This window comes from Paramesorhizobium salinisoli, assembly GCF_003335045.1.
Lineage (GTDB): Bacteria > Pseudomonadota > Alphaproteobacteria > Rhizobiales > Rhizobiaceae > Paramesorhizobium > Paramesorhizobium salinisoli.
Map to the genome: position 1 here is coordinate 17,656 of NZ_QOZG01000011.1, position 14,084 is coordinate 31,739.

Sequence of the window (14,084 nt, forward strand, 5' to 3'; positions counted from 1 at the left end):
AATTGATCGGGACAATAGGTGAGACATGCTGGCTGATAAGGATCGCATCTTCACCAATATCTATGGCCAGCACGGCGAGTCGCTGAAAAGCGCGATGGCGCTCGGCCGGTGGGACAACACCCGTGGCCTGATCGACAAGGGCCGTGACTGGATCATCAATGAGATGAAGGCGTCGGGCCTGCGCGGACGCGGCGGCGCGGGCTTCCCGACCGGCCTGAAATGGTCCTTCATGCCGAAGGAAAGCGACGGCCGCCCGCATTATCTCGTGGTCAATGCCGACGAATCCGAGCCCGGCACCTGCAAGGACCGTGACATCATGCGTCACGATCCGCACACGCTGCTCGAGGGCTGCGTCATCGCGGGCTGCGCCATGGGCGCGCATGTGACCTATATCTATATCCGCGGTGAATATATCCGCGAGCGCGAGGCGCTGCAGCGGGCGATCGACGACTGCTATGAAGCCCGCCTGCTGGGTAAGGACAACAAATGCGGCTGGGACATGGATATCTATCTCCACCATGGCGCCGGCGCTTATATCTGCGGCGAGGAGACCGCTCTTCTCGAAAGCCTTGAAGGCAAGAAGGGCCAACCCCGCCTCAAGCCGCCATTCCCGGCCAATGTCGGCCTTTATGGATGCCCGACGACGGTCAACAACGTCGAATCCATCGCCGTCGCGCCGACCATCCTGCGCCGCGGTGCCGCATGGTTCTCGTCGCTCGGCCGGCCAAACAATGTCGGCACCAAGCTCTATATGATCTCCGGTCATGTGAACACGCCCTGCACGGTCGAGGAGGTGATGGGCATCACCTTCCGCGAACTGATCGAGCAGCATGCGGGCGGCATCCGTGGCGGCTGGGATAATCTCCTGGCGGTCATTCCCGGCGGCGCGTCCTGCCCGGTGGTGAAGGCCGAGGACATCATCGATTGCCCGATGGATTTCGACGGTCTGCGCGAGGTCAAATCCTCCTTCGGCACCGCCGCCGTCATCGTGATGGACAAATCCACCGATATCATCAAGGCGATCGCCCGCCTGTCGCAGTTCTTCAAGCATGAGAGCTGCGGCCAATGCACGCCCTGCCGCGAAGGCACCGGCTGGATGTGGCGGGTCATGGAGCGCATGGTCACCGGCAACGCGCAGCGCCGCGAGATCGACATGCTGCTCGACGTCACCAAGCAGGTGGAAGGCCACACGATCTGCGCGCTCGGCGATGCGGCTGCCTGGCCGATCCAGGGGCTCATCCGCAATTTCCGTCCGGAAATCGAAAAGCGGATCGACGACTATAGCCGCAACGCCGTGAACAGCCGCAATATCGCGCTGGAAGCGGCGGAGTAGGGGGCGATGATGATCATCAACGGCATCGCAGTTAGCGATCTCTTTCAAGCCTACGAGGCGGCGCGCCTCAATGGGGGCAAATGATGGCAAAAATCAAGGTTGACGGCAGAGAGATCGAGGTTCCCGATCACTATACGCTGTTGCAGGCGGCCGAGGATGCGGGCGCGGAAGTGCCGCGCTTCTGCTTCCACGAGCGCCTTTCCATTGCCGGCAATTGCCGCATGTGTCTGGTCGAGGTGAAGGGCGGACCGCCGAAGCCGGCGGCCTCCTGCGCCATGGGCGTGCGCGACCTGCGCCCGGGTCCGAACGGCGAGACGCCGGAAATCTTCACCAACACGCCGATGGTCAAGAAGGCCCGCGAAGGCGTGATGGAGTTCCTGCTGATCAACCATCCGCTGGATTGCCCGATCTGCGATCAGGGCGGCGAATGCGATCTGCAGGATCAGGCCATGGCCTTCGGCGCTGAAAATTCGCGTTATCGCGAGAACAAGCGCGCCGTCGAGAACAAATATATCGGCCCGCTGGTCAAGACGATCATGACGCGCTGCATCCATTGCACGCGCTGCGTCCGCTTCACCACCGAGGTGGCGGGCATTTCCGAGCTCGGCCTCATCGGCCGTGGCGAGGACGCCGAGATCACTACCTATCTCGAACGCGCCATGACCTCCGAACTCCAGGGCAACGTCATCGATCTGTGCCCGGTCGGCGCTTTGACTTCCAAGCCCTATGCCTTCCAGGCTCGCCCGTGGGAACTGTCGAAGACAGAATCCATCGATGTGATGGACGCGGTCGGCTCGGCCATCCGCGTCGATACGCGTGGCCGCGAGGTGATGCGCATCCTGCCCCGCGTCAACGAGGCGGTGAACGAGGAATGGATTTCCGACAAGACCCGCTTCATCTGGGACGGGCTGCGCACGCAACGCCTCGATCGCCCTTATGTCCGCCGCAACGGTCGGCTGCAGGCTGCAAGCTGGAACGAGGCATTCGCCGCGATCAGGCAGGCTGTTACCGCGACCTCGGGCGACAGGATCGGCGCAATCGCGGGCGATCTCGCCAGCGTTGAGGAGATGTATGCGCTCAAGGGCCTTCTCGCCTCGCTTGGCTCGAAGAATATCGACTGCCGTCAGGACGGGGTCGCGCTCGATCCCTCGCTTGGCCGCGCGTCCTATATTTTCAACCCGACCATCGAAGGCATTGAAGATGCCGATGCGCTGCTGATCATCGGCTCCAACCCGCGCTTCGAGGCATCGGTGCTCAATGCCCGCATCCGCAAGCGCCAGCGTCAGGGCCATTTCCCGATCGCTCTCATCGGCGAGGAAGCGGATCTGCGCTATGATTACGCCTATCTCGGTGCGGGCATGGACACGCTGCGCGACCTGACCGGCGGCAAGGGCGAGTTTTATTCTGTGCTGGAGAACGCCAAGCATCCGCTGATCCTGATCGGCCAGGGTGCATTGCAGGGCGAAGGCGGCAGGGATGCGCTGGTGCTGGCCGCGAAACTCGCATCGAAGGTCGGTGCTGCAAGCGCCGAGTGGAATGGCTTTGCCGTTCTCCACACGGCTGCCGCCCGCGTCGGCGGACTCGACATCGGCTTCATGCCCGGCTCGGAAGGCAAGATCGCGGCCGAAATGGTTGGTGGTCTTGACGTGCTGTTTCTGCTGGGCGCGGACGAGATCGACCTTTCGGCCAAGGGCGACACCTTTACGGTCTATATCGGCACCCATGGCGATGCCGGCGCTCATGCAGCCGACGTTATCCTGCCGGGCGCGGCCTATACGGAAAAGTCGGGCACGTTCGTCAATACCGAGGGCCGGGTGCAGATGACCAGCCGCGCCGGCTTCGCGCCGGGCGAGGCCAAGGAGGATTGGGCTATCCTGCGCGCGCTTTCCGACGTGCTGGGCCACAGGCTTCCGTTCGATTCGCTGGCCGCGCTGCGTGCATTGCTTTATGCAGAATATCCGCATCTCGCCGCAATCGACGCGATCGAGCGTGGCAACGCGGACGATATTGTCGCACTTGGGGCAAAAAGCGCCAATACTGGCAAGGGCGCATTTGCTTCCGTGATCAAAGACTTCTATCTGACAAACCCGATCGCGCGGGCATCGGCCGTCATGGCCGAATGTTCCGCGCTGGCCCAGGGCAGCTTCAGGCAGGCGGCCGAGTAAGCAGGCAGGGAAAGAAACGAAAATGGACGGTTTTTTCGCAACATACGTCTTGCCGGCGCTGATTATCGCGTTGAAGTCGGTCGTGCTGCTCGTCGTGCTGCTCGTCATCGTGGCCTATCTGCTCTATGCCGACCGCAAGGTCTGGGCGGCCGTGCAGTTGCGCCGCGGCCCGAATGTCGTCGGCCCCTGGGGCCTGCTCCAGTCTTTCGCCGATCTTTTGAAGTTCGTGGTCAAGGAGCCGATCATCCCGTCCGGCGCCAACAAGGCGGTTTTCCTGCTCGCGCCGCTCGTCTCCGCCGTTCTGGCGCTGGCGACATGGGCGGTAATCCCCGTCAATGCGGGTTGGGCCATCGCCAACATCAATGTCGGCATCCTCTATATCTTCGCCATCTCCTCGCTTGAGGTTTACGGCGTGATCATGGGCGGCTGGGCGTCGAACTCGAAATATCCGTTCCTTGGTGCCCTGCGCTCAGCAGCGCAGATGGTTTCCTACGAGGTCTCCATCGGTTTCGTCATCGTCACCGTGCTGCTTTGCGTCGGTTCGCTCAATCTGACGGATATCGTGCTTTCGCAGAATACCGGCCTCGGCACGATGATGGGCCTGCCAAGCTCGTTCCTCGACTGGCATTGGCTCGGCCTCTTCCCGATGTTCGTCATCTTCTTCATCTCTGCACTTGCGGAGACCAACCGCCCGCCCTTCGATCTGGTCGAGGCGGAATCGGAACTCGTCGCCGGTCACATGATCGAATATTCCTCGACGCCGTTCCTGCTGTTCTTCCTCGGCGAATATGTCGCCATCACGCTGATGTGCGCGCTGACCACCATACTCTTCCTCGGTGGCTGGCTGCCGCCCGTCGATGTGTGGTTCCTCAACTGGGTGCCGGGCGTTATCTGGTTCGTGCTCAAGCTGTGCTTCTGCTTCTTCATGTTCGCCATGGTAAAGGCGTTCGTGCCGCGCTATCGCTATGACCAGCTGATGCGCCTGGGCTGGAAAGTGTTCCTGCCGATCTCGCTGTTCATGGTCGTCGCCACCGCGACGTTCCTGAAGATCACCGGTCTGGCTTAAGGAGATTGAATATGGCTTCCCTTGCTCAAGCCGCCAAATCGCTCCTTCTGCAGGAGTTCGTCGGTGCATTCTTCCTTTCGATGCGCCAGTTCTTCTCGCCGAAGGCGACATTGAATTATCCGTTCGAGAAGGGCCCGGTCAGCCCGCGCTTCCGGGGCGAGCACGCGCTGCGCCGCTATCCCAACGGTGAAGAGCGCTGCATCGCCTGCAAGCTTTGCGAGGCGATCTGCCCGGCGCAGGCCATCACCATCGAGGCTGGCCCGCGCCGCAATGACGGCACCCGCCGCACGGTGCGCTATGACATCGACATGGTGAAGTGCATCTATTGCGGCTTCTGCCAGGAAGCCTGCCCGGTCGACGCCATCGTCGAGGGGCCGAATTTCGAATTCGCGACCGAAACGCGCGAGGAACTTTACTACGACAAGGACAAGCTTCTGGCTAACGGCGATCGCTGGGAGCGCGAGCTTGCGCGCAATATCGTCATGGATGCGCCGTACCGCTGAGCGGAAAGGCGAATTCGGACAACCGTCACAAAGTCAGGTCATGTTGACCGAACCGAGCGACGATGAAATTCGAACGGACGTCATGAACCGCCGGGCTTGAGAGCCAGGCGGGAATAGCGTTGGAAACAACATCCGCGCATGTAAAGCGCGGGTAAAGGAACAGGGCAGGGCGCAAGGCCTTGCTACGGAAGGAAATCGGGGAACCCCCATGCTGACAGGTCTAGCGGCGGCGTTTTTCTATCTATTCGCCTTTATCATGATTGCGAGCGCCTTCATGGTGATTGCGGCGCGCAATCCCGTGCATTCGGTGCTGTTCCTGATCCTTGCCTTCTTCAACGCCGCAGCTCTTTTCCTGCTGGCGGGCGCCGAGTTCCTGGCATTCATCCTTCTCGTCGTCTATGTCGGCGCCGTGGCAGTGCTGTTCCTTTTTGTCGTCATGATGCTTGATGTCGATTTCGCAGAATTGAAGAGCGGCGCGTTGCAATATGCGCCGATCGGTGCGCTGGTCGGCCTTATCCTGGCGGCTGAGCTGGTTATCGTGCTCGGCGGATCGGTTTTTGCGCCGAAACTTGGGCAAACGGGAACGCTGCCGATCCCAGATATGGCAACCCGCACCAACACAGCCGCACTCGGCGATATTCTCTATACGAACTATGCCTTCTTCTTCCAGATCGCCGGCCTGATCCTTCTGGTGGCGATGATCGGCGCGATCGTGCTGACGCTGCGCCACAAGGAAGGCGTCAAGCGCCAGTCGGTCCCGGCGCAGGTCGCGCGCACGCCGGCAACGGCGATCGAGATCAAGAAGGTCGAAACGGGCAAGGGTATCTGACGGGAAACATATGATGGAAATCGGTATCGCACACTATCTGACTGTTTCGGCCGTTCTGTTCACGCTCGGCGTCTTCGGCATCTTTTTGAACCGCAAGAACGTCATCGTCATCCTGATGTCCGTGGAACTGATCCTTCTCGCCGTGAACCTCAATTTCGTGGCCTTCTCGGCGGCGCTGGGCGATCTGGTCGGACAGGTCTTCGCGCTTTTCGTTCTCACCGTGGCAGCCGCCGAAGCCGCCATTGGTCTTGCAATTCTCGTTGTTTTCTTCCGCAACCGCGGCTCCATCGCGGTGGAAGACGTCAATGTCATGAAAGGTTGACGGGCAAATGCTCTATTACGCAATCGTCTTCCTTCCGCTCGCGGGCTTCCTGGCTGCCGGGCTCCTCGGCAAGCAGCTCGGCGTCAAGGCTTGCGAGTACATTACCTCTGGCTTCCTGGTGATCGCCGCTGCCCTTTCATGGGTTGCCTTTTTCCAGGTTGCGCTCGGCCATGGTGAAACGCTGCGCATCCCGGTGATGCACTGGGTAACGTCGGGTACGCTCTCCTTCGATTGGGCATTCCGGATCGATACGCTGACCGCCGTGATGCTGGTGGTGGTCAACACCGTCTCCGCGCTGGTCCATATCTATTCGATCGGCTACATGCATCATGATCCGCATCGGCCGCGCTTCTTCGCCTATCTCTCGCTTTTCACCTTCGCGATGCTGATGCTGGTGACGTCGGACAATCTGGTGCAGATGTTCTTCGGCTGGGAAGGCGTCGGTCTGGCCTCCTATCTCCTGATCGGCTTCTGGTTCAAGAAGCCCTCGGCCAATGCCGCGTCGATGAAGGCTTTCATCGTGAACCGCGTCGGCGATTTCGGCTTCCTGCTCGGTATCTTCGGCGTGTTCGTGCTGTTCAACTCAGTCAGTTACGACACGATCTTCGCCGCCGCGGCCAATTATCTGCCTGCCGAAGGCAGCGCGGAAGCAGGGCAGGCGGTTCTCCATTTCCTCGGCTATTCGCTTGACCGCCAAGGCGCGATCACCGTCGTCTGCCTTCTCCTGTTCATGGGGGCGATGGGTAAGTCGGCGCAGTTCCTGCTGCACACCTGGCTTCCCGACGCGATGGAGGGCCCGACGCCTGTTTCCGCGCTCATCCATGCCGCCACGATGGTGACGGCGGGCGTGTTCATGGTCGCGCGCATGTCGCCGCTGTTCGAGCTGTCGCAAACGGCGCTGACATTTGTCACGATCATCGGCGCAACGACCGCTTTCTTTGCGGCGACCGTCGGCCTCGTGCAGAACGACATCAAGCGCGTCATCGCCTATTCCACCTGCTCGCAGCTCGGCTACATGTTCGTGGCGCTCGGCGTCGGGGCTTACGGCGCGGGCGTCTTCCACCTATTCACCCACGCGTTCTTCAAGGCGCTTCTGTTCCTGGGAGCCGGCTCGGTCATCCATGCCGTCTCCGACGAGCAGGACATGCGCCGCATGGGCGGTCTGCGCAAGCTGATCCCCACCACCTACTGGATGATGATCATCGGCACGGTCGCGCTGACCGGTCTCGGCATTCCCGGCACGTCCATCGGCACGGCGGGCTTCTTTTCCAAGGATGCGATCATCGAATCCTCCTATGCCTCGCATGGCCCGGCAGCGGGATACGCCTTCGTCATGCTGACGGTCGCCGCGCTGTTCACCAGCTTCTATTCTTGGCGTCTGATTTTCATGACCTTCCACGGCAAGCCACGCGCCACCGCCGACGTCATGCACCATGTGCATGAATCGCCGCCGGTCATGCTGGTGCCGCTGTTCGTCCTGGGCGCCGGCGCGCTGATCGCAGGCTTCCTCTTCCACGATTATTTCTTCGGCCATCACTATGTCGAATTCTGGAAGGGCGCGCTGTTTACAGGGCCGCATAACGAGATCCTGGAAGAATACCATCACGTGCCGTTCCTGGTAAAGATCGCGCCGTTCCTCGCCATGGCCGTCGGCTTCGTCATCGCCTGGATCTTCTATATCCGTTCGCCAGAAATGCCGAAGCAACTGGCGCGCCGCCATCCCGGCCTCTACCAGTTCCTGCTCAATAAATGGTATTTCGACGAGCTTTATAACTTCCTGTTTGTTCGACCCACCCTGGCGCTCGGCCGCATATTGTGGAAGGGCGGCGATGGCTGGCTGATTGACGGCTTTGGACCGGACGGGATTTCCGCCCGCGTGGTCGATGTCACCAATCGGGTCGTCAAGCTGCAGACCGGATACCTCTATCATTACGCATTCGCGATGCTTATCGGCGTCGCCGCGCTCGTCACTTGGATGATGCTCGGGAGCTCTTTCTGATGACCGACTGGCCCATTCTCTCAACGGTCACGTTTCTGCCGCTCGTCGGCGCGTTCCTGATCCTGCTGATCAAGGACGACAGCGATGCCGCGCGCCGCAACATCCGCAATGTCGCGCTTCTGACCACCGTGTTCGTGTTCATCCTTTCGCTGCTCGTCTGGGCGGCCTTCGACGACAAGAATGCCGGCTTCCAGATGGTCGAGAAGCATGCCTGGCTTGGATCCGGCATCTCCTACCATATGGGCGTCGACGGCATCTCCATGCTGTTCGTCGTGCTTTCCGCCTTCCTCATGCCGTTCTGTATTCTGGCAAGCTGGCAGTCGGTGAATTTCCGCGTCAAGGAATACATGATCGCGTTCCTGATCCTGGAAACGCTGATCATCGGCGTGTTCTGCGCGCTCGATATCGTGCTCTTCTACGTGTTTTTCGAGGCGGGACTCATCCCGATGTTCATCATCATCGGCGTATGGGGCGGCAAGCGCCGCGTCTATGCGAGCTTCAAGTTCTTCCTCTATACGCTGCTCGGTTCGGTGCTGATGCTCATTGCCATCATGGCGATGTCCTGGCAGGCCGGAACGACCGATATCACGGAACTGCTGAAGTATAATTTCCCCGCGTCCATGCAGACCTGGCTGTGGCTCGCCTTCTTCGCCTCCTTCGCGGTGAAGATGCCGATGTGGCCAGTCCACACATGGCTTCCCGACGCCCACGTCGAGGCGCCCACGGCAGGCTCGGTTATCCTGGCAGGCGTTCTCCTGAAGCTTGGCGGCTATGGCTTCCTGCGCTTCTCGCTGCCGATGTTTCCCTTGGCCTCCGCCGAACTGGCGCCGCTCGTCTTCGCGCTGTCGGCTGTCGCGATCATCTACACCTCGCTCGTGGCGCTGGTGCAGACGGATATCAAGAAGCTCATCGCCTATTCCTCCGTCGCCCATATGGGCTTTGTGACAATGGGCATCTTCGCCGCCAATGAGCAGGGCGTACAGGGCGCGATTTTCCAGATGCTGTCGCACGGCATCGTTTCGGGCGCTCTCTTCCTCTGCGTTGGGGTCATCTATGACCGCATGCACACGCGCGACATCGCTGCCTATGGCGGCCTTGTCAACAACATGCCGAAATACGCCGTCGCCTTCCTGATCTTCACGATGGCCAATGTCGGCCTGCCCGGCACATCCGGCTTCATCGGCGAGTTCCTGACGCTTTTCGGCGTGTTCCAGGTCAATAGCTGGGTGGCGTTCTTCGCGGCCACAGGCGTAATCCTGTCGGCGGCCTATGCGCTCTGGCTCTATCGCCGGGTCATCTTCGGTGCGCTCGACAAGGAAAGCCTGAAGGCGCTCCTGGATCTTTCCCCGCGCGAGAAGGTGATCCTTTACCCGCTCGTGGTGCTCACCATTTTCTTCGGCGTCTATCCGGCTCCGGTCTTCCACGTGACCGCGGCTGCCGTGGGCGCGCTCGTCAATCAATACAACGCATCGCTGGCCGCAGCCGCCAGCCTTGCGCTGGCGCATTAAATCAAGTGCAAGATCCCGAAAAGTTACAGACTTTTTGGACAGGATCATGCGGTTAAAACAATAGAGGCGAAGGCCGATGCAGACCGATCTGATTGCTCAACTGACGCTTATGGCTCCGGAGCTGTTCCTGGCCTTGGGAGCACTGGTGCTCCTGATGGTGGGCGTGTTCTCCGGCGAGCGGGCGAGCACGCTGGTGAATGGCCTGGCCGTCGCCGTGCTGATCGGCGCGCTGGCGCTCGTGATCATCTTTCCTGCCAACGGCAAGGCATTTGGCGACGCGTTCATCAATGATGGTTTCGGGCGCTTCATGAAAGGGCTGACGCTGATTGGCTCGATCGTCACGCTCGTGATGTCGGTCGGTTTTGCCAAGGCGGAGAAATTCGACCGGTTCGAATTTCCGGTGCTGATCCTGCTTGCCACGCTTGGCATGCTGCTGATGGTCTCGGCCAACAACATGCTGACGCTCTATCTCGGCCTTGAGCTGCAGTCGCTCTCGCTCTACGTGTTGGCGGCGATCAATCGCGATAATGTTCGCTCGACGGAAGCGGGCCTCAAATATTTCGTCCTGGGCGCGCTGTCGTCAGGCATGCTGCTCTACGGCATTTCGCTGATCTACGGCTATACCGGTCATATCGGTTTCGAACAGATCGCTGCTTCGATTTCGGGCGGCGAGCGCCAGCTCGGCCTCGTCTTTGGCCTGGTCTTCCTGTTGGCCGGATTGGCTTTCAAGATTTCCGCCGTGCCCTTCCATATGTGGACGCCTGACGTTTATGAGGGCGCGCCGACGCCGGTGACGGCGTTCTTCGCCGCCGCGCCGAAAATGGCGGCGATGGCGCTTCTCGTGCGTGTGGTGATCGGAGCGTTCGAGCCGGTGACCAAGGATTGGCAGCAGGTGGTCATCTTCATTTCGATCGCCTCCATGCTGCTTGGCGCTTTCGCGGCCATCGGTCAGCGTAACATCAAGCGCCTGATGGCCTATTCCTCGATCAGCCATATGGGCTATGCGCTTGTCGGCCTCGCTGCCGGAACGGCGGCTGGCGTGCGTGGCGTCGCGATCTATATGCTCATCTATCTCGTGATGACGCTCGGAACCTTTGCCTTCATTCTCGCCATGCGCAGCAAGGATGGCAATGTCGAGCAGATCGACGATCTGGCGGGCCTGTCACAGACCAATCCGGTGATGGCGACGATCATGACCATCTTCCTGTTCTCGCTGGCCGGCATTCCGCCGCTCGCGGGCTTCTGGGCGAAATGGTATGTCTTCCTCGCCGCCGTCGAGGCCGGGCTTTATCCGCTCGCCGTTATCGGCATCGTCGCCTCCGTCGTCGGCGCGTTCTATTATCTTCGCCTGATCAAGCTGATGTGGTTCGACGAGCCGGCCGGCGGTTTCGTTCCGGTGGCGGGCGAATTGCGGCTGGTGCTCGGCGTTTCCGGCGCGTTCGTCCTGTTCTATGTTCTCATCGGCGGGCCGATCGGCGCGATTGCCGAGGCTGCGGCGAAATCGTTCTTCTGATATGGCAGGTATCTGAGCCATGGCGTTTTCGCTCTCTCCGCTGGCCGGCTTGAGCTCCTATCGCCTGGAAGCCTTCGATAGTGTCGGTTCCACCAATGCGGTCGCGCTAGAGCGCGCGCATGCAGGCGACCCGGGAAAACTCTGGGTCGTCTCGAAGCGCCAGGAAAGCGGCCGCGGGCGGCGGGGCCGCGCCTGGGCAACGCCTGCCGGCAATCTGGCCGCAACGCTGCTTCTCGTCGAATCCTACGAATTGAAGACGGCTGCAACGCTCGGCTTCGTGGCGGGGCTGTCGCTTGCCGACGCGCTCGACGCCGTTTTCGCGCAGACCCCCTCGCTTGGCTCTGCTCGGATCGGGCTCAAATGGCCGAACGATGTGCTGGTCGATGGCGCAAAGCTCTCCGGCATCCTGCTGGAATCGGCGCTTCTGCCTGATGGGCGTTTCGGCATTGCCATAGGCATCGGCGTGAACGTGGTTTCCCATCCGGAAGATCTGCCTTATCCGGCAACGTCCTTGCAGGCGCTTGGCAGCGCTTGCGACGCCGAAACATTGTTTCTCGCCCTTTCCGACAGTTGGCGGGAAAACTGCGCCCTGTGGAATGAGGGCCGTGGGCTCGAGGCTATCCGCGCGCGATGGCTTGAGCGAGCAGCCGGACTGGGCGGCGAAGTAGCGGTGCGCATGGGAGGCCGCGTCATCAGCGGCATATTCGAGACCATTGATGAAGACTGCCAATTCGTCATCCGCGATGAGGATGGCGCGCGGGTCCGTATCACCGCCGGCGACGTGCATTTTGGCGCTGTGGCGTCCGCGAAGGCTGTATAACCCGGGTCTATTGCCATTTCCGTGCAAAGAAAGGGTGGCGCGGCCCGCTAACCCGGTGATAAGCGTTTGAGCAACGGAGCAAGTCGAGAAAAAGCGGGAGCCGCTTTTTCTGGGAAAAGCAGAAAGTGCTTTTTTGTTGGGCTTGCGTAGAGATGAGTAGAAAGCAAGTCAGGCAAGGTGGAAGCCGGTTTTCCCCCCGGACTTGCATAGAGATGAACGGAGAGCAGATCAGGGAGAAAGCATAGGATTGCTTTTCCCGGGTTTGCATATGACACGAGCTGGAGCGGTTCCGCGATGAAATCGGGGCTGCTCCGGAATGCAAACTTATGAACATATTGCGAGGAACCTGAATGCCTCATTCCAAATCCGCGGAATTCGTCTTCCTGCCGCTTGGCGGCGTCGGCGAAATCGGCATGAATCTGGCGCTGTATGGCTACGGGCCGGCAGACAATCGCGAATGGATCGTGGTCGATATGGGCGTCAGCTTTGCCGGGCCGGAATTGCCGGGCGTCGATCTGGTCTTGCCCGACATCCGATTCCTGGAAGCCGAGCGCCGCAATCTCAAGGGCATCATCATCACCCATGCCCATGAAGACCATTATGGCGCGCTGCTTGATCTGTGGCCGCGCCTCAAGGTGCCGGTCTATGCATCGCCCTTCGCGGCCGGGCTTCTCGAGGCGAAGCGCCGGGGCGAGCATAACGCGCCGGAAATACCGGTTACGATCTATCGCGCCGGAGACACTTTCTCCGTAGGATCGTTTGAGATCGAGGCGATAGCGGTTACCCATTCCATTCCGGAGCCCGTGTCTCTGGCGATCACCACGCCCCTCGGCACGGTGATCCACACCGGCGACTGGAAGAGCGATCCGGAGCCTTCGCTCGGGCCTCTGCTCGACGAGGACCGTTTTCGTGAACTGGGCGACAAGGGTGTTCTGGCGCTGATCTGCGATTCCACCAATGCCATGCGGGACGGGGATTCGCCTTCCGAGCGGCAGGTCGGCGAAAGCCTGCGCGAACTCATTGAGAATGCACGCGGCCGCGTCGCCATCACCACCTTTGCCTCCAATGTCGGGCGCATACGCTCCATCTCCGAAGCCGCGCGTGACGCGGGCCGTCAGGTATTGGTCCTTGGCCGCTCGCTGAAACGCGCCATCGAGGTGGCGTCGGAACTCGGTTATATGGACGGGCTGCCGGAGTTCCTCACCGAGGAGGATTACGGCTTCATCCCGCGCGAGAATGTCGTGATCATCCTGACGGGGAGCCAGGGTGAATCCCGCGCGGCGCTGGCCAAGCTCGCCCGCGACGAGATGCGCAACGTGGCGCTCGCGCCGGGCGATACGGTGATCTATTCGTCCCGCACCATACCGGGCAATGAAAAGGCGATTATCGAGACGCGGAATCTCCTGATCGAACAGGGCATCAAGATCATCACCGACAGCGACGCCCTGGTCCACGTCTCCGGCCATCCCCGTCGCAACGAACTGAAACGCATGTATTCCTGGGTCAGGCCGCAAATACTCGTCCCCGTGCATGGCGAGGCGGCGCATCTGGTGGCGCAAGGGTCTCTCGGCGCGATGGCGGGTATCCCCGAAGTGGCGCAGGTGCGCAATGGCGACATGCTGCGCCTCGCGCCGGGATTGGCGGAAATTATCGACGAAGCGCCGTTTGGCCGTGTTTTCAAGGACGGCAAGCTCATCGGCGACGAAGAGGAAATGGGGATAGCCGACCGCCGTAAGCTTTCCTTTGTCGGCCATGTCGCCGTGTCGGTGCTAGTCGATGGCAGCTACAATATCGTTGGCGATCCTGATCTGGTGCAGATCGGTCTGCCGGAAGCTGACGCAACCGGCGATCTGATGGAGGATATCCTGTTCGATGCTGCCGTGGCTGCGATCGAGAACATTCCGCGTGCCCGCCGCAGGGATCTGGAAGTCCTGCGCGAAGCGGTGCGCCGCGCCGTGCGTGCTGCCGCAAACGAGGCCTGGGGCAAGAAGCCCGTCGTCACGGTATTCCTGGCAAAGGTGTAGAG

At 60.8% G+C, this 14,084-nt stretch carries 11 protein-coding genes; all 11 read left to right on the forward strand.

The window, feature by feature from the left end; translation table 11 throughout:
* Positions 1–25 precede the first annotated feature (25 nt).
* The 11 genes from nuoF (at position 26) to DUT91_RS20700 (ending at position 14,082) form a co-directional block, all read left to right on the forward strand.
* A complete protein-coding gene (gene nuoF, locus DUT91_RS20650; RefSeq protein WP_114442377.1) occupies positions 26–1,333 on the forward strand; it encodes an NADH-quinone oxidoreductase subunit NuoF in 1,308 nt (435 codons plus the stop codon).
* Positions 1,334–1,416: 83 nt separating this feature from the next.
* The gene (nuoG, locus tag DUT91_RS20655; RefSeq protein WP_114442378.1) at positions 1,417–3,498 is read left to right on the forward strand and encodes an NADH-quinone oxidoreductase subunit NuoG; all 2,082 of its coding nucleotides are present in this window, start codon (positions 1,417–1,419) and stop codon (positions 3,496–3,498) included.
* Between the two features lie 22 nt (positions 3,499–3,520).
* Positions 3,521–4,564, forward strand: a complete 1,044-nt coding sequence (gene nuoH, locus DUT91_RS20660) for an NADH-quinone oxidoreductase subunit NuoH (protein ID WP_114442379.1) — start codon at positions 3,521–3,523, stop codon at positions 4,562–4,564.
* Between the two features lie 11 nt (positions 4,565–4,575).
* The gene (nuoI, locus tag DUT91_RS20665) at positions 4,576–5,067 is read left to right on the forward strand and encodes an NADH-quinone oxidoreductase subunit NuoI (RefSeq protein WP_114442380.1); all 492 of its coding nucleotides are present in this window, start codon (positions 4,576–4,578) and stop codon (positions 5,065–5,067) included.
* Positions 5,068–5,275: 208 nt separating this feature from the next.
* Positions 5,276–5,896 (forward strand): NADH-quinone oxidoreductase subunit J, encoded by a 621-nt coding sequence (locus DUT91_RS20670; RefSeq protein ID WP_114442381.1) that lies wholly within the window; start codon positions 5,276–5,278, stop codon positions 5,894–5,896.
* A 13-nt stretch (positions 5,897–5,909) separates the two neighbouring features.
* Positions 5,910–6,218: an NADH-quinone oxidoreductase subunit NuoK gene (nuoK, locus tag DUT91_RS20675; RefSeq protein WP_068881842.1), complete on the forward strand. Its 309-nt coding sequence runs from the start codon at positions 5,910–5,912 to the stop codon at positions 6,216–6,218.
* Positions 6,219–6,225: 7 nt separating this feature from the next.
* Complete coding sequence (nuoL, locus tag DUT91_RS20680) at positions 6,226–8,217, forward strand: NADH-quinone oxidoreductase subunit L (RefSeq protein WP_114442382.1); 1,992 nt, start codon at positions 6,226–6,228, stop codon at positions 8,215–8,217.
* A complete protein-coding gene (locus tag DUT91_RS20685; protein WP_114442383.1) occupies positions 8,217–9,725 on the forward strand; it encodes an NADH-quinone oxidoreductase subunit M in 1,509 nt (502 codons plus the stop codon). The genes nuoL and DUT91_RS20685 overlap by 1 nt, the downstream gene beginning before the upstream one ends.
* Before the next feature lie 76 nt (positions 9,726–9,801).
* Positions 9,802–11,238 (forward strand): NADH-quinone oxidoreductase subunit NuoN, encoded by a 1,437-nt coding sequence (gene nuoN, locus DUT91_RS20690; RefSeq protein ID WP_114442384.1) that lies wholly within the window; start codon positions 9,802–9,804, stop codon positions 11,236–11,238.
* Positions 11,239–11,257: 19 nt separating this feature from the next.
* The gene (locus DUT91_RS20695; protein WP_114442385.1) at positions 11,258–12,058 is read left to right on the forward strand and encodes a biotin--[acetyl-CoA-carboxylase] ligase; all 801 of its coding nucleotides are present in this window, start codon (positions 11,258–11,260) and stop codon (positions 12,056–12,058) included.
* Between the two features lie 350 nt (positions 12,059–12,408).
* Positions 12,409–14,082, forward strand: a complete 1,674-nt coding sequence (locus DUT91_RS20700) for a ribonuclease J (protein WP_114442386.1) — start codon at positions 12,409–12,411, stop codon at positions 14,080–14,082.
* Positions 14,083–14,084: the final 2 nt, after the last annotated feature.